This window comes from Noviherbaspirillum sp. (assembly GCF_035254865.1).
Lineage (GTDB): Bacteria > Pseudomonadota > Gammaproteobacteria > Burkholderiales > Burkholderiaceae_D > Noviherbaspirillum.
Map to the genome: position 1 here is coordinate 1 of NZ_DATFAF010000005.1, position 16,262 is coordinate 16,262.

General features: G+C 63.5%; 17 protein-coding genes. 2 read left to right on the forward strand and 15 right to left on the reverse strand.

Annotated features, from left to right (window positions below; genetic code table 11):
• On the forward strand, positions 1–698 hold a 698-nt coding region (locus VJ651_RS01320; protein ID WP_324105695.1), incomplete at its 5' end, for a sulfite exporter TauE/SafE family protein.
• Positions 699–891: 193 nt separating this feature from the next.
• Positions 892–1,779 (forward strand): mechanosensitive ion channel family protein, encoded by an 888-nt coding sequence (locus VJ651_RS01325; protein ID WP_324105696.1) that lies wholly within the window; start codon positions 892–894, stop codon positions 1,777–1,779.
• Positions 1,780–1,868: 89 nt separating this feature from the next.
• Here VJ651_RS01325 and VJ651_RS01330 read toward each other — a convergent pair whose 3' ends face one another.
• From VJ651_RS01330 to VJ651_RS01400, 15 genes are all read right to left on the reverse strand, one after another.
• The gene (locus VJ651_RS01330; protein WP_324105697.1) at positions 1,869–2,156 is read right to left on the reverse strand and encodes a hypothetical protein; all 288 of its coding nucleotides are present in this window, start codon (positions 2,154–2,156) and stop codon (positions 1,869–1,871) included.
• Positions 2,157–2,282: 126 nt separating this feature from the next.
• Positions 2,283–3,260 carry an SDR family oxidoreductase gene (locus VJ651_RS01335; protein WP_324105698.1) on the reverse strand — a complete coding sequence of 326 codons (978 nt, stop codon included), beginning with the start codon at positions 3,258–3,260 and terminating at the stop codon, positions 2,283–2,285.
• A 3-nt stretch (positions 3,261–3,263) separates the two neighbouring features.
• Positions 3,264–3,587 (reverse strand): cytochrome C oxidase subunit IV family protein, encoded by a 324-nt coding sequence (locus tag VJ651_RS01340; RefSeq protein WP_136416320.1) that lies wholly within the window; start codon positions 3,585–3,587, stop codon positions 3,264–3,266.
• Complete coding sequence (locus VJ651_RS01345; RefSeq protein WP_136416318.1) at positions 3,584–4,234, reverse strand: cytochrome c oxidase subunit 3; 651 nt, start codon at positions 4,232–4,234, stop codon at positions 3,584–3,586. The genes VJ651_RS01340 and VJ651_RS01345 overlap by 4 nt, the downstream gene beginning before the upstream one ends.
• Positions 4,231–5,856: a cytochrome c oxidase subunit I gene (gene ctaD, locus VJ651_RS01350; RefSeq protein ID WP_324105699.1), complete on the reverse strand. Its 1,626-nt coding sequence runs from the start codon at positions 5,854–5,856 to the stop codon at positions 4,231–4,233. The genes VJ651_RS01345 and ctaD overlap by 4 nt, the downstream gene beginning before the upstream one ends.
• A complete protein-coding gene (gene coxB / locus VJ651_RS01355; protein WP_324105700.1) occupies positions 5,837–6,787 on the reverse strand; it encodes a cytochrome c oxidase subunit II in 951 nt (316 codons plus the stop codon). The genes ctaD and coxB overlap by 20 nt, the downstream gene beginning before the upstream one ends.
• A complete protein-coding gene (locus VJ651_RS01360; RefSeq protein ID WP_324105701.1) occupies positions 6,784–7,584 on the reverse strand; it encodes an SCO family protein in 801 nt (266 codons plus the stop codon). The genes coxB and VJ651_RS01360 overlap by 4 nt, the downstream gene beginning before the upstream one ends.
• Complete coding sequence (locus tag VJ651_RS01365; RefSeq protein ID WP_324105702.1) at positions 7,584–7,919, reverse strand: hypothetical protein; 336 nt, start codon at positions 7,917–7,919, stop codon at positions 7,584–7,586. The genes VJ651_RS01360 and VJ651_RS01365 overlap by 1 nt, the downstream gene beginning before the upstream one ends.
• The gene (locus VJ651_RS01370) at positions 7,912–8,967 is read right to left on the reverse strand and encodes a hypothetical protein (RefSeq protein ID WP_324105703.1); all 1,056 of its coding nucleotides are present in this window, start codon (positions 8,965–8,967) and stop codon (positions 7,912–7,914) included. The genes VJ651_RS01365 and VJ651_RS01370 overlap by 8 nt, the downstream gene beginning before the upstream one ends.
• Positions 8,964–9,575, reverse strand: a complete 612-nt coding sequence (locus VJ651_RS01375) for a cytochrome c (protein ID WP_324105704.1) — start codon at positions 9,573–9,575, stop codon at positions 8,964–8,966. Before VJ651_RS01375 ends, VJ651_RS01370 begins: the two co-directional genes overlap by 4 nt.
• Positions 9,572–10,105, reverse strand: a complete 534-nt coding sequence (locus VJ651_RS01380; RefSeq protein ID WP_324105705.1) for a DUF3341 domain-containing protein — start codon at positions 10,103–10,105, stop codon at positions 9,572–9,574. Before VJ651_RS01380 ends, VJ651_RS01375 begins: the two co-directional genes overlap by 4 nt.
• Positions 10,102–11,487 carry an NrfD/PsrC family molybdoenzyme membrane anchor subunit gene (gene nrfD / locus VJ651_RS01385; protein ID WP_324105706.1) on the reverse strand — a complete coding sequence of 462 codons (1,386 nt, stop codon included), beginning with the start codon at positions 11,485–11,487 and terminating at the stop codon, positions 10,102–10,104. Before nrfD ends, VJ651_RS01380 begins: the two co-directional genes overlap by 4 nt.
• A 19-nt stretch (positions 11,488–11,506) precedes the next feature.
• Positions 11,507–14,392: a 4Fe-4S dicluster domain-containing protein gene (locus VJ651_RS01390; RefSeq protein WP_324105707.1), complete on the reverse strand. Its 2,886-nt coding sequence runs from the start codon at positions 14,390–14,392 to the stop codon at positions 11,507–11,509.
• Complete coding sequence (locus VJ651_RS01395) at positions 14,371–15,018, reverse strand: cytochrome c3 family protein (RefSeq protein ID WP_324105708.1); 648 nt, start codon at positions 15,016–15,018, stop codon at positions 14,371–14,373. The genes VJ651_RS01390 and VJ651_RS01395 overlap by 22 nt, the downstream gene beginning before the upstream one ends.
• 287 nt (positions 15,019–15,305) lie before the next feature.
• Entirely contained in the window at positions 15,306–16,178 is an 873-nt protein-coding gene (locus VJ651_RS01400) for an MBL fold metallo-hydrolase (RefSeq protein WP_324105709.1), read from the reverse strand.
• Positions 16,179–16,262 lie beyond the last annotated feature (84 nt).

The following is a 16,262-nucleotide window of genomic DNA, read 5'->3' on the forward strand; positions in this document are numbered from 1 at the left end:
TGCAAAATTCGCTCGCCGGCGGCGGCTCATTTGTGACCTTGCCGGCGCTGATGTTGTCCGGCATGACGCCGCTGGCTGCCAACATCACCTCTACCGTCGCCCTGTTTCCGGGGCAGGTGACCACCGGCCTCGCCGGCCGCAAGCTGGTCACGGGTGTCGGCAAACTGCCCTTCTGGGCACTCTTCGTGATCAGCATCCTGGGCGGTGCGCTGGGCGGCCTGTTGCTGCTCAAGACCTCCCCCGTCGTATTCGCCCGACTGGTGCCATGGCTCGTCCTGCTTGCCACTGTCTTGTTCGCCTGGGGCAGCTTCTTTCGCGGGCAAGCCAGCTCCGGCATGCATCTCGGGCCGGTCGCAACAGCGTTCGCGCAGTTCTTGATCGCTATCTATGGCGGATACTTCGGCGGCGGCATCGGCATCCTGATGATCGCCGCGCTGACGATGGCTGGGCTGCCGACCCGCAATGCCGGCGCAACAAAAAACGTGCTTGCCGGCGTGATGAATGCCTCCGCCGTGGCCTTGTTCCTGGCATCTCCGCAATTGCATTGGCTCGAAGCCATCACGCTCGGCGCCGGCGCGATTGTCGGCGGCCTGCTGGGTTCATGGGCACTTCATCGCGTCAATGAAAAATTGCTGCGCATCGCGATCGTCTGCATCGGTGCCGCGCTGACCATTGCCCTGTTTGCCAGACCGATCTGATCCACATTGCAAGCACCCTCCTGAACTATTTGCCTCCCACGTCGTCCTAGACAAGGCTTCCGCTCGACAACATTAGTCTTGTGTCATGCGTCGACGGAAGCCTTCGAATTCATTCGACAACTGGCTTGTGACATGTGCATGCCGCGGCTCGCGGATCATCGCTTGCACGGCCAATTTCCCAAGAGGCGATGACATGATGAATTGGCCGGAGCTATCCGCCCTGCTTGGCGCTTTCGCGCATACTGAACCCGGTCGCATGATCGCCACGCTCGCTTCCGTCAGCGTAGCGGCGATCGTGTGGCGGATCTCAAAAAAGCGCGCGAGATTGAGCAGCTCCACCATACTCGACGTCGAACACCGGCGCGGCAACCTGGTGCTCGCAAAGAATTTGATCATGGCCGCCACGCTGCTTGCCGTCGGCTCCATCTGGGCCACCAAGATCGCCGGCGCCGCCCTCTCGCTGGCCGCCGTGGCCGGCGCCGTCCTGATCGTCAGCAAGGAATTTCTCTCCAACGTGCTGGGATCCGCAATGCTGGCGATATCAAGACCATATCGTGTCGGCGATTTTATCGAGATGGGAGATGCCAAAGGACGCGTACTCGACACTGATCTCCTGGTGACGACGATCGCCGAAACCCTTGCGGGAAATCAGCTCACAGGGCGTACTGCAGTGCTGCCCAACTCGCTGCTTCTGACCCATCCCGTCAAGAATCTGACCGCCACCGGCGCCTATGTCATCAACCTGCTGAACATCGCTGCCAGCCCTTCCGAGGATCTGCTGTCGCTGGAAAAAGCACTGCTACAGGCCGCCAGAGAAGTATGTTCCCCCTGGCTGGCGGACGCCGACAGGCACCTGAAGCAGCTCGAATCACGTGATCTGGTCAACCTGCCATCGGCGGAACCACGCGTGCTTCTGGAATTGCATTGCGCGCATGAAGTGACCCTGGTGCTGCGCTACAGCTGCAGGCCCAACGACAGGGTGAAGGTCGAACAGGCCATTCTGCGCGCATTCCTACAGCATCGTGGGGCGATGCCGGGCCGCCAGCCAAGGGATGCGCGCGTCCTGGCCGAGGTAGCGTAAAGGTGCGCAACGGCAAGGCACCGGCGTCGCCGCCGGGTTCTACGCGACCAATCGCCGCGCCGACCACGCGGCGATGACAGCGGCCAGGTTTACTGTTCCCTGCCCGGTTTCAGGGAGAGCGAAGCCGATCTGACCGGCAAGTGATAGGAAGACTGCTCCCACAGCACCGAGCTCAAGCCGGCAAGCAAGGGGTCGGCTTCGGATGCCGACGGAAGAGTCGCCGGCATCGCGGCGGGCGCATGGCTCAGGAGCCGATCGAAGCTCGCGACGACCTGATCCGCAGGCTGGACAGTATTCTTGTCGGACGAGGCAAACACGGAGATCGACGCAGCGAACAGTGCGACAGCAAAAGCAGTTTTCAGCGAGGACGTTTTCATAATGCTTCCTTTCAAGGGTATGACTGGCTGGCTCTCGTTGAGCCCGCAGCGGCACGATGAGACGATGCACCTCTCACCTGAAGTGAATCTTAAGCACCCAGTCGCACACCCGATTGCATCAGCGCACTAAAGCACAATCCCCACCAACAAGATCAGCGCGAGCACTGCCACCATGATCGTCCACCGATGCGTGTTCAACCAAAGCTGCGCACTCCACGTCACCGCCTGGCTGTCAAACCTGCCATGCGCGCCGTGATCGCCCGGCACCGGCTCGTACAAGTTGTCGCGCCGGCCGGGCGAAATCGGTTTGTTGCTCTCCTGTCCCTCGTACGCCTTGAAGGCCAGCATGCGATCGAGGAAACCCGGGATCACGCGCGTGCCGAGTATCGCCTGCACCGCTGGCCAGCCTACCCACAACTCGCGCCGCCGGTGCAGCGCGGCCCAGTAGATGCCGCGCGCGGCCACTTCCGGCTGGAAGATCTTGCCGAGCGGTTTGGGTTGATCGGGGAGACAGGTGCGGCCCCAGTCGAATTGCGGCGTGTTGAATGCCGACAGATGCACCATGGTGAGGTGCACCTTGCTCTTGTCGTGGATCAGTTCGGAGCGCAGCGAGTCGGTGAAGCCGCGAATCGCGCTCTTCGCGCCGCAATACGGCGCCTGCAGCGGAATCGAGCGGTATGCCAGGGCGGACCCGACCTGCACGATGGCGCCGCGATTGCGCGGCTTCATGCGCTTGAGTGCGGCCATGGTGCCCCATACCGCGCCGAGATAGGTAGCTTCGGTGGCGCGGATGAAATCTTCCGGCGAGATATGTAGCACGTCGCAGAAGATGGTCGCCATCGCGTTGTTGATCCAGACATCGATCGCGCCCCATTCGCGCTCCACCATGGCCGCCGCCGCCTCGACCTGACGATGGTCGGCCACGTCGGTCGGCACGATCAGCGCTTCGCCGCCGGCCAGTTCAACTTCCTCGCGCGCGCCTTCGAGTCCGTCGGTGCCGCGCGCGAGCAGCGCCACGCGCCAGCCATGCTTCGCGAATTCGACTGCGGTGGCGCGGCCTATGCCGGCCGAGGACCCTGTGATGACGACAACCTGACCGTGCATGATCTATGCTCCCGCGTCCTGTGCATGTGGCGGCGTCTGCCACGGAACCCGCTGCATCACGCGCGTTGCGTAGTCGGTCTGACTGATACCGAACAGCAAGGCGAGCATGAAGAAGGCAGTCACGGCGGCGATACGCACCAGCGCCGACGCGCTGCGCAGATGCATGAAGAAAATCGCCACCAGCAAGGCCTTGACGACAGCGATCACGAGATTGATCGCGCTGTTCCAAGGACCGAGTTTCAGGAATGCGCTGCCGGCCGTCAGCAGCAGCAGGACCATCAGCGCGAGCCAGACCAGAAGGCTGCGACGATATATGGTCGAATTCATCCGCTTCTCCCCAGCAGGTACAGGATCGGATAGAGAAAAATCCAGATCACGTCAATGAAATGCCAGTACAGCCCGGCGGCTTCCAGGCGCTCGGCACTGGCGAAGCGACGCGCCCCGCGCAACAAGCCGAGCGCGAACACGGCGACCATGACGATGCCTATCGTCAGGTGCAAGGCATGCAGCGCCGTCATCGCGAAGTAGAGAAAGAAGAAGATCTGCGCTGCGTCGGCGTGCGCCTTCTCGGGAAAGGCGAAGCCTGCGCCGGGAAACAGGTGTTCCTGCCATTCATGCCGATATTCGATGCCCTTGATCACGATGAAGGCGATGCCGAGCGCCGCCACACCGAGCAGCAGGCGCTGGGTCACATGCGTCGCGCCGGCATTGCGCGTCTGCACCGCCAGCGCCATCAACAGGCTGCTGGTCAGCAGGATGGCGGTATTGATGGTGCCGAGCAAGGCATCGGTATGCCGGCCGGCTGCCGCGAAGCCCTCCGGAAAATGCGTGCGGCCGTAGAAGTAGCCGAAGAACAGCGGACCGAAGAACATCAGTTCGGTGGCGAGGAAGACCCACATGCCGAGCGTGGCCGCCTCGCCTTGCTGCGCGGCGCTGTCGAACTGCTCGGCGACTTGGGTTCCGGATGAGTTCATTGCGGCGACTCCGTTCCGCTTTGCGGATCGTAGAGATAGGCATCGCGCCGCACCGTCGGGGTTCTATCGAAGTTGTGCTTGGGCGGCGGCGAACTGGTCTGCCACTCCAGCCCGGTCGCGTGCCAGGGATTGGCGTCGGCGCGCTTGCCATAGAACAGCGACCACAGCAGGTAGCCCAGCGGCAGCAGATAGCCGACGGCGAGAATGGACGCGCCGGCCGACGACAGGATGTTGAGCAACTGGAATTCCGGCGGATAGGCATGATAGCGGCGCGGCATGCCTTCATAGCCAAGCAGGTATTGCGGGAAGAAGGTCAGATTGAAACCGAAGAAAATCATCAGTGCCGCGACGCGTCCCCACATCTCGGGATACAGGCGCCCGGTCATCTTCGGCCACCAGAAGTGGATGCCGCCGAGATAGGCCATGACCGAGCCGCCGACCATGATGTAGTGAAAATGCGCGATCACGAAATAGGTGTCGGTCAGGTGCACGTCAAGCGCCAGCGAGGCCAGCACCAGGCCGGTCAGGCCGCCGATGGTGAACAGGCCCACGAAGCCGAGCGCGTACAGCATCGGCGCGGTAAAGCTGATGCGCCCCTTGTACAGCGTCGCGGTCCAGTTGAATACCTTGATCGCGGACGGAATCGCCACCAGGAAGGACAGCAGCGAAAACACCATGCTGCCGTACATCGACTGGCCGGACACGAACATGTGGTGGCCCCACACCAGGAAGCCGATCGATGCGATGCCGAGAATCGCGTAGGCCATGAAGCGGTAGCCGAACACCCGCTTGCGCGCGAAGCAGGGAATGATTTCGCTCGCCACGCCCATCGCCGGCAGCACCATGATGTAGACCGCCGGATGCGAATAGAACCAGAACAGGTGCTGGAACAGCAAGGGATCGCCGCCCAGCGCCGGATCGAAGATGCCGACGTGCAGCACGCGCTCGGCCGCCAGCAGCGCCAAGGTCATTGCGAGCACCGGCGTGGCCAGCACCAGGATGATGCTGGTGGCGTAATTGGCCCACACGAACAGCGGCAGGCGGAACCAGGTCATGCCGGGTGCGCGCATGGTATGCACGGTGACGATGAAGTTCAGCCCGGTCAGGATCGAGGAGAAGCCGAGGATGAACACGCCGGTGATGGCAAGGATCACGTTACTCTTCGAAAACATGGTCGAGAACGGCGTGTAGAAAGTCCATCCGGTGTCGACGCCGCCCAGGATCAGCGCGCCGAGCGTGAATACGCCACCCAGCACGTAGATGTACCAGCTCGTCAGGTTCAGGCGCGGAAAGGCCAGGTCGCGCGCGCCGATCATCATCGGCACCAGGAAGTTGCCGAGCACCGAGGGAATCGATGGAATCAGAAACAGCCACACCATGATCACGCCATGCGCGGTGAACAGCCGGTTGTACGTATCCGCCGAGACCAGATCGCCCTGCGGCGTGGCCAACTCAAGCCGGATCATGGCGGCGGCCACGCCGCCAACGAAGAAGAAGGCGGTGATCGATACCATGTAGAGCCAGGCGATGCGCTTGTGGTCATTGGTGGTAAGCCAGGACTTGAGCGAAAAGCCGTCGCTCAGGTAATCAAGTGCCGCGCTGTCATTGACCCGTGCGTGCATTGCTGCCTCCGGTGGAGCGAATGTATTCGATGATCGCCATCAAGTCTTCCTCACTGATCTGCCCGGCGAAGGTGGGCATGATCGGCTCGTATCCCGCGACCACGTCCTTTTTCGGCAGCAGCACGGAGTCATGGATGTAGGCTTCGTCGGCGACGATGGTGCGGCCGTCCTGCAGGTGCACGCTGCGTCCGAGCAGGCCGCGCAGGTCGGGCGCGTGTACCGAGGACTGCGCTTCGTGGCAGCCGCTGCAGCCGTAGCGCCGGTACAGCTCGAAGCCGTGCGCCGCCATGCCCGGTTGCGTGTTGCCGCCTTGCAGCCATGCGGCGAATTCGCTCTGCGGCATCACCACGATGCGTCCGCGCATGTTGGCGTGATCGGTGCCGCAGTATTCCGCGCAGAACAGATGGAATTCGCCGGTCTGCGTCGGCGTGAACCAGATCGTCGTATAGCGTCCCGGCAGCACATCCTGCTTGATGCGGAAGGCGGGAACGAAGAAGCTGTGGATTACGTCCTGCGACGTCATCACGAGCCGCACCGGCTGGCCGAGCGGCACGTGCAATTCATCGATTTCGCGCCGGCCGTTGGCGTGTTCCAGCTTCCACATCCATTGCTTCGCCACCACGAAGACCGGCATCGCATTGGGCGGCTCCCGATAGAGCTGCGCGAAGTCGAAGGCAGCCCAGGCAAAGGTGCCGAGAAACAGCAGCAGCGGGATCACGGTCCAGGCGATCTCTATCCTGCGGCCGCGCGCCGGCGCATGACTGCGATCGGCGCGCGAACCCTTGCGATAATGAATCGAAAAATAAACGATCAGCACCGTCACGGCCAAAGCGACAATGCCGATGAGAATGAACAAGGCGAGCGCCAGGCTGTCATAACGGGCGGCCGCGGTGGATGCGCTCTGCGGCAGCAGGTGGAAGCTGCTGTTCATGCCGCCCTCCTCCGCTTTCGCCATATCCAGATGCCGAGCGCCGCCAGTACCGCGAGACTCCCAAGGCGCACCATGGTCATCACTGCCGCGCTGTAGCGTCCGTTCACCGGCGCGTAGTGCGAACAAAGTAATAACAGTTGATCGACCGGTGAGCCGATGCGGCCGGACGATGCATCGATCAATGCGAGGCGGACATCATGCGGATCGAAACGCACGCCCATGAAGTAATGCGCGATGCGTCCATCCGGCGTGGCAATCAGGAAGCCGGCCGGATGGACGTACTGCTGCATCGACCGGTCGTAGGCATAATGGAAACCCGCACTACTGGCGAGCGTGTCGATCGCCGGCTTGCTGCCGGTCAGGAGATGCAGGTCGCCGCCGGCGCGCGCGACCAGACCGGCGTACGACGCCTTCTTGCGCGCGGCCAGCGCCGCATCCTCGGTCGGGTCGATGCTCACGCCGAGTACCCGATACGCATGGCGCGGCAATCCGACTTCGGACAAGGTTTCCATCACGCCATCCATCAGCGTGCTGCACAGGTTGGGGCAATGGTAATAGCCGAGTATCAACACCACCGGTTCCTTGTTGAAGAACATGCCAAGCTTGACGATGCGTCCGCTGTCGTCGGTGAACGCGTCGGACAGCGGCAGTTGCGCATCGAGACGCTGCTCGTATTGCATCTGCGGCGGCGGCGCGGCGACCGGCTGGGCAAGGGATGACTGCAGACAAAGACACAGCAACGGAACCTGCAGCAGCGGCGTCGGCCACGCATGGAAATGCTTCGCCAGCCCGTGCATTACTTCTGCTCCCTTGTTGTCGAGGCCATGATGCGCATCGCCTCGTCGACCGGGATGCGCGCGATGCCGCGTTGCTTGTCTATCCAACCCCAGGATGTGAGCAGGTGCTGCTTCTCGGCGAAATACCGTGCGCGCTCCTGCTGCGGTGCGCTTTGCAACTCCGGAGATGCGGCGGAGGGAACGGCTTCGGCCTGCACGCTCCAGCGCTTCCACAGAAAATACGAGGCCAGCGCCGCCAGCCCAATGCCGAGCGCAATCGCCGCCGCCCCCAGCACCACGCCGCGCACATGGATGCCGGCCGTCTCATGCTGCGCAGACTGCTGCGGCTCAGACATGGCCCGCCTCCACTGCTTGCCTGTTCATCGCGATCCATGCCGCCATGCCGAACGCGAGCACGGCGAGCGGCACGCTCCACGCCCATTGCATCCAGCCGGGTGACAGCGAGGGCAGGATCATCCAGCACACGTCGAGCAAATGCACGACGAGCAAGCCGGCCGCCAGCCACCCGAGCAACAGCGGTGCTTCCTTGGCATGGCGAAACAAGAGAATCAGCAAGGGCAGGAAAAAATGGAACAAGGCCAGCAGCCACGCAATCAGCAGCCAGCCGCCATGCATGCGCGCGACATACCAGACGATTTCATGCGGCAGGTTGGCCGACCAGATGATCAGGAACTGGGTGAATGCCAGATACGCCCAGGTCATCACATACATCAGCAGCAGATTGCCGAGGTCGCGGAATACCATGGCCGCCGGCAAGGGATGCCTGCGCGTGGCCAGCAGCACGGCAAGCGCCATGCCGGACAGCATCTGACCGGTGCCCGCCAGCAGGCCGAACACGCTGGAATACCAGAGCGGCATCAGCGACATGATCCAGTCCACCGCGGCAAGGCTGACGGTCAACCCGTACACGATCAATGCCGCAGCGGAAAAGCGCGGCGAGCGTTGCAGCGCCACACGCTGACTGAGGTGCCCCAGCAGCGACCAGACGAGGAGATAGGCCACGCTGCGCAGGATGAAGAACCACGGCGTCAGCCATGCGCTCTTGAAGCCGGCGCTCTTTACCTGCAGTTCGCCCGCCCAGCGCTGCGAGCCATTCGCTGCATGCAGCGCCCACGGATACAGGTCCTGCATCCCGAACAGCAGCGGCAGGAACAGCACGGCCAGCAGCCACATGTGACGCGCATTGCCCAGCAGAGGCGCGCGGATCGCTTCGCCCCATGTACCGCCGGTGAGGTTGTGCACCCAGACATTGGCAAGCCCGCCCATCACCAATCCCGAGCAGAACCACCATGCCGCAAGATAAGCCGCGAGGAATGCGGTGCGCGCGAACCACCAGCCGGCGATGCACAGCACTGCCAACACGATCATGCCTGCGGTCTTCATGGCCGCCCTCCTTGCCCGCTGGAGGCAAGATGCTCGCGCGCATCGGGCGGAAGTTGTTTCGCGTCGGCGTTCTGGCTCAGTTGCAGGGCGCGTATGTAGGCGACGATGGCCCAGCGGTCGGGAGGCGCGACGCGGTCGGCGTAGGAATGCATGATGCCGTAGCCATTGCTCATCACATCGAAGAAATGACGGTCCGGCGCCTGGCGCAAACGCTCGCTGTGGTAGGACGGCGGATGCGGGAAACCGCGTCGCGCCACCAGCCCATCGCCGTCGCCCGCCGGACTGTGGCATGGCAGACAATAGATCGAGTAGCGTTCCTGCCCGCGCCTGAGCAATTGCAGCGTGACCGGATAGGGATTGGTCTTTGCCGCCAATGCCGCCTTGTTCTGCGCCACCTCGTTTTCACCGCTGCGTCCGCTGGATGTGCCCGCGAAGGGTCCGCTGGCGTAGGGCACGCTGTCGGGCGGCAAGGGCCGCGATGAATTGCCGTCGGCGAACAGCGCGCTTTGTGCAAAGGGCTTGTATTTCGGTTGGTCGTACATGTCCTGCATGGCCTTTTCGCATGCGGTCAGGCAGAGCACGCACAACAGGCAGGCGAGCATCCTCATGCCGGCACCTCGCTGACCGACATGGGCTGCAGGCTTTGCAGGAAATCCCTGCTGCGCGTTTCGTGAAAGTGTGGATCATGAATCGGCAGGCAAAGAAAGAAGCGATGGCGCGTCGCCTGTTCGAAATCAGGCGCGTTGAAGATCGGGTGATACAGGCGCGGCAAGCCGTTGGCGAACAGCATGCCGAACACCGCAGCCAGCGCGGCGCCGAGGATGGCCAGCTCGAAAGTCGACGGAATGAAGGAAGGCCAGCTGTGCAGCGGACGGCCGCCGACATTGATCGGATAATCGATGACCGCCGAATACCATTGCAAAAAGTATCCGCCCGCGGCGCCGACGATCCCGCCCAGCAGCGCAAACAGCGGCACGCGTTGCCGCGGGAAACCGACGGCCTCCGCGATGCCCTCGACCGGATACGGCGCATAGGCTTCCACCGCGCAGTAGCCCTCGTCCCGCGCGCGACGTGCCGCCTCCAGCAGTGCGTCGCCGGTGCGGAATTCCGCGATCAGGCCGTAGAGTGTCGCGCTCATGTCTTCTTCTCCGCGCTTTCATGCACCAGTTCGCGCATCTCGGCGATCGAAATCGCCGGCAGGAAGCGGATGAACAGCAGGAACAACCAGACGAACAAGGCGATCGAGCCCAACAGATGCGTCCAGTCCCACACGGTCGGATAGAACATGCCCCAGGCCGAAGGCATGAAATCGCGATGCAGGCTGGATACGACGATCAGGAAGCGTTCCATCCACATGCCGAGATTGACGATCAGGCTGAGGATGAACAACAGCACCACGTTGTGCCGCACGCGGCGCGACCACAGCAGCTGCGGCAGCAGCACATTGCAGACGATCATGGCCCAGTACACCGGCGCATACGGTCCGGTCCAGCGATTGATCGTCATGTATTGCTCGAATTCGTCGCCGCTGTAGAAGGCGGTAAAGATCTCCGACGCATAGCCGTAGATCACGATCAGGCAGGTCGCCAGCATCACCTTGGCCGCATTCGCGAGATGGCGTTGCGTGATGAAATCCTGCAAGCCGAAGAAATGCCGCAGCGGAATCGCCAGCGTCAGCACCATCGCAAATCCCGAGAACAAGGCGCCGGCCACGAAGTACGGCGGAAAAATCGTCGAGTGATAACCGGGCGTGTTGCCGATGGCGAAATCAAGCGACACCACCGAATGCACCGAGATCACCAGCGGCGTCGCCAGCCCGGCCAGCAGCAGGTAGGCGCTTTCGTAGCGCGCCCAGTGCCGCGCCTCGCCGCGCCAGCCCAGCGCCAGCAGGCCGTAGGCGAAGCGTGCTCCGCGTCGCCCCTTCGCACAGGCACGGTCGCGCAGCGTGGCCAGGTCGGGAATCAGGCCGACATACCAGAACAGCAGCGACACGATCAGGTAGGTGCTGATCGCGAAGATGTCCCACACCAGCGGGCTGCGCCATTGCGGCCACACGTTCATCACGTCGGGATAGGGAATCAGCCAGTAGAAGAACCACGGGCGGCCGAGATGCAGGATGGGAAACAGTCCCGCGATGCCCGCCGCGAACAGCGTCATCGCCTCGGCGAAGCGGTTGATCGAGGTGCGCCACTTCTGCCGCAGCAGGAGCAGGAAGGCGGAGATGAAGGTGCCCGCATGGCCGATGCCAATCCACCAGACGAAGTTACCGATCGCAAAACCCCACGCCACCGGAATGTCGACGCCCCAGATGCCGATGCCCTTGGTGAACAGCCAGGCAGTCGCACCGAAGAACACCAGCGTGCCGGCGAAAGTGAACAGAAACGCGGTCAGCCAGGGCCAGCGCACCGGGCGCGTGAGCACCAGCCCGGCAATCTTGTCCGACACGCTCGCATAGCCCCAACCGGCGCGCAGCACGCCGATGTCTTTGGAGACGGGAGCCTGTTCCGATGCGTGTTCCATGATTGCCGGGGTGCCTCCTTCAGCCCAATGCATCATCCGGGTTCAACACCACCGCCGCATAGGTGGTGCGCGGCCGCGTGTTCAATTCCGCCAGCAGCGCGTAATCGAGCGGCGATGCCTTCGCCCGATTCACCTTGCTGCCCGGATCGTTCAAGTCGCCGAATACGATCGCCTCGGTCGGGCACGCGGCCTGGCAGGCCGTCACCACTTCCCCATCCTGCACGCGCCGCCCGAGCTTTTCCGCCTCGATGCGCGCGCGCGTGACGCGCTGCAGGCAGTAATTGCATTTCTCCATCACGCCGCGCCGCCGCACCGTGACCTCGGGGTTGTAGGCCGGTGCGGGGCGGTCGAGGCTGGTCTCGGTGTACTTCAGGAAGTTGAAACGGCGCACCTTGTACGGGCAGTTGTTCGAGCAGAAGCGCGTTCCGACGCAGCGGTTGTAGACCTGGACATTGAGCCCTTCGCTGTCGTGCACGGTCGCGCCCACCGGGCACACTTCCTCGCAGGGCGCGGTCTCGCAATGCATGCAGGGCACCGGCTGGAATGCGCTGCGCACCTGCGTGGCCGGGCCGATGTCGTAACGGTCCACGCGTATCCAGTGCATCTCGCGCCCGCGGCGCACCTCTTCCCTGCCCACCACCGGAATATTGTTCTCCGCCTGGCAGGCGATGGTGCAGGCGCGGCAGCCGATGCAGGCGTTCTGGTCGATCGCCATGCCCCACTTGTAATCCTTGTACTGCCACTCGGCGTAGAGGCTGATTTCCGGCGTGCGTTCGCGCGGCTCGTCGTTGGCGAAATGCGGATTGCGGCGGAATTCCTCCAGCGTCGCCATGCGCACGATGTCGCGCCCTTCCATGCGCTGATGATTTTGCGTGGTGGCAAAGGTAATCTGGCGGCCGGTCTTTTCCAGCTTCAGCGCATGCGGTCCGCGCAGCGTCTTCAGCCGGTAGGCATCGAAGCCGACGCCATTGCCCACATGCCCGGCCGCGCGCCGCCCGTAACCCAGGTGCAGCGTCATCGCGCCGTCCGCATGCCCTGCCCACACCCATACCGGCGCCTCAATCGTCGCATCGGCCGTCGCATCCGTGCGATCGGCCAGCGACAGGCGCACCACGTCGCCGGTTTGCAGCCTCAATGACCGGGCGGTGTTTTCGCTGATCACGGCCGCGTTGTCCCAGGTCAGCGTGCTGAACGGCCGGGGCAGTTCCTGCAGCCAGGCATTGTTCGCATATTCGCCGCCGCCGACCGAAGGATCGGGTGCGAACAGTGCGCGCAATGCAGGACCGTCAAAGCCGGGCGGCGGCACCGAGCGCGCCGGACGCAGCGTCAAGGCGGCACGTTCGCTGCCGTCTATCACGCCCTTGCGCAACGCCGCTTCCCAGAATGCATCGAGATCGTGGGCCCCGATCCTGGCTTGCCAGAAGCCGCGCACCAGCGCATAAGCGGAGCGCTCGCCCTCTCCGGATACCAGGTCGAGCAACTCGTGCGCCGAGCGGCCGCCATACAGCGGCGCGATCACCGGTTGCACGATCGAGGCGCTGCCGTCGAACGCGCGCCCGTCGCTCCACTGTTCATAGCCATGCGCCTGCGGCAAATGCCAGGTCGACACGCGTGCGGTTTCGTCGCGATACAGGCCGAGGTGCACTGAGAACGGCAGCTTGCGCAATGCCTGCTCGAAGCCGATGTCGGCCGGCGCGTCATACACGGGATTGGTGTCGAGCATGACGAGCGAGCTGACCGCGCCGGCATGCATGTCCTCGGCCAGCGTTGCAATCGATTCCGCATGGTTCTGCGGACCGGCCTCGACCGGTGCGATCGGCATGATCGTCTTGCCGAAGTTGCCGAGATGCGCATTCATCAAGTGCACCAGTGCGCGCGTTTGAGATGAGAGACTGCCGCCCGCCACGATCAGCGATGCGCCGCGATGCCGGTTCAACCGCTCTGCCAGCACCTCTTCCCATTTGGCGGCGCGTGCGTCGTTTGCGGGCAGCACCTGCGGCAGTCCCGCTATTCCCAATCGCGCGGCGATGCGCCAGACGGTTCTCTCGATATCGTGCGGCGGCAGCGCAATGCGGTTGTCCGCCATCGCGCCGAGCAGGCCCGGCGACGCCTCCAGCGTGTACAAGCGCTTGTCGAATTGCGCCGCGCTGCTGCGCCGCTCTTGCACGAAGTCGCGCGCGTAGCGTATGCCGCCCGGCCAGTCGCTGAAGGGATCGGCATCGAGACTCAACACGATGGCGGCCCGGTCGAAACGGTGCAACAGGTCCGCCGGCTGTCCGAAGGCCAGGCGCGTTGCCTCATGCCCGGCGTCGTCATGCAGCGGATCGTGGCAATGCCAGCGCGCCTTCGGATAGCGCTGGAGCAGCGCCGCGATCTGCGCCGCCAGCGTGGGTGAACTGACAGTCCCGGTGAGGATGCGCAAGCCGGCCCCGCCGTCCGACTGCCACGCCTTGCGCCGTTCCAGCAGCTTCGTCTTGAAGGCGTCCCAGGTCGCCAAGGTCGCGCCCTGCCGCACGGTCTGCGAACGGTCCGGGTCCCATAGCTGCAGCACCGACGCCTGCGCGAACACGCCGCTTGCGCCGAGGCTGGCCGGGTGATGCGGGTTGCCCTCCACCTTGGTCGGCCGCCCCATGTTGCTTTCCACCAGCACGCCCTGCGCGTAGCCGCGGTGCATGAATGCGGTGGCGTAGTACAGCGGCCGGCCGGGCACCAGCATTTCCGGCATCTGCACGTAGGGAAGGATGGGCTCGCGCGGCGGGCCGCCGCAGCCGCCGGCCGCCAGCGCCATGGACGCCGCCATGATCTTCAGGAAGCGGCGCCGCTCCGCGCTCTGCGGCTCGGCATCCATCGGCGTGATAGGAATGGGCGGACGGCGGCTCATGGTCAGCGGTGACAGGTCGAACAATCGGTCAGCCGCCGCGTGTCCTGCAGGTGGTACAGGCGGGCCAGCTGCGCGGCCTCCTGCGGCGAGGGCCGCGCAGCGGTCATGGAAAACACTTCGGACTTCGGCCGGATGTGCTGCTGCGCGTGGCGGTGGCATTCCAGACACCACTGCATGTCGAGCGACGCTACCCGCGTGGTCAGCGGCATCTGGTCCACGCGGCCGTGGCATTCGACGCAGGCAACGCCCTTGCTGACATGGATGCTGTGATCGAAAAACACGAAGTCCGGCAGGTCGTGCACGCGATTCCAGCGGATTGGCGTTTGGGTGCGCGCGCTCTCATGCAAGGGCGACAGCATCGGCGCATCGCGGAACAGTTGCGAATGGCAGGTCAGGCAGATCTGCGTGGTCGGCAGTCCGGCGAACGAGGATTTCTCGACCGAGGTATGGCAATAGCGGCAATCGATGCCATCGTCGCCCGCGTGATGCTTGTGGCTGAAAGGAATCGGTTGCAGCACCGGCTGATGGATTGCGTCGGCCGGCGACATGGCCCAGCGCGCAGCAGCGACCGCTGCGGCCAGCAAGAGCGCCGCAGCCAGAAAGAACAGCTTGATTGCAAGAATCTCAGGTTGGCTGAATGCCTGCGCCATGGATGCCATCCGACAAAAGCCGACAGATTTGCCCGGTGCAATTCAATCGCGGGTTCACCTTGACGCAAGTCGGATGCCAGCGCTTTTACGGAGGGTGCGACGACCTCAACCAGGAACAAAGACGGGCGCGGCAATGCACTGATTGCCACGCTTGTTGCGAGCGCAACTACATTCGATCAAATATAAATTACAAGCGTTTGTAAATTGTCGCGCCGGCTCTTGCCCGGAGTTGCGTGAATCGTGGCAAGGTTATGGCGGCAATGCCGCTGCAGACCGATAACGCCACTTCAGCCGGAAGTTTCAGGATTGAAAGTTCTCGTCTTCCAATTCGGAAAACGTCCCGCGCGCACATTGACCTGGACCGAAGGCAGGAACCGGTCCGGCACGTCCGGCACGGCATCCTGCCGCGCGCGCAAGGCAACGAACTCCTCTTCGCTGACGCCGTCGCGGACGTGGATATTCGTCTCGCGCTCCTCGGCGACCGTGCTGGAAAATTGCACTTCGCCGCCATCGGACTGGGCGCCGTGGCACATGTACAGACGCGTGTATGGCGGCAGGCTCAGCACCCGGTTGATGGAGCGATACAGTGCGCGTGCGCTGGCGCCCGGAAAATCGCAGCGCGCCGTACCGAGTTCGGGCATGAACAAGGTATCGCCAACGAAGGCGACGATGTCGTTCTCCTCGCGCACCACGTAGGTCATGCAGGCCGGCGTGTGGCCGGGCGTATGCAGCGCACGGCATGTCAGGGAGCCGACTTCGAAGCATTCCTCGTCGGCAAACAGATGATCGAACTGCCTGTCGTCGCCGGAGACATCGGCGCCGCCATTGAACAGGTTGCCGAACATCTGCCGGACCGCCATGACCTGCTGTCCGGTGCCGGTCTTGCCGCCGAGCTTCTGCTGCAGGTAATGCGCCGCTGTCAGGTGGTCGGCATGCACGTGGGTTTCGAGGATCCACTGCACCGTCGCCCCGAGGGCCTGCACGCGCGCGACCAGCTTGTCGGCATTGGCGCCGCCGATGTTGCCGGTGCGCGCGTCGTAATCCATCACGCTGTCGATCAGCGCGCAGTGACGCGACACCGTGTCGAGCAGGAGATAACTGACGGCCCGCGTCAGCGGATCGAAGAAGCCCTCGACGTACATGCGGCGACTGCTGATCATGATCTTTCTCCGGCAAATAACGCACGCCCCGGCGGGAGTTGTGCAAGAGACATACCAGATCCGGATCCCATCCTGCATGCGCGA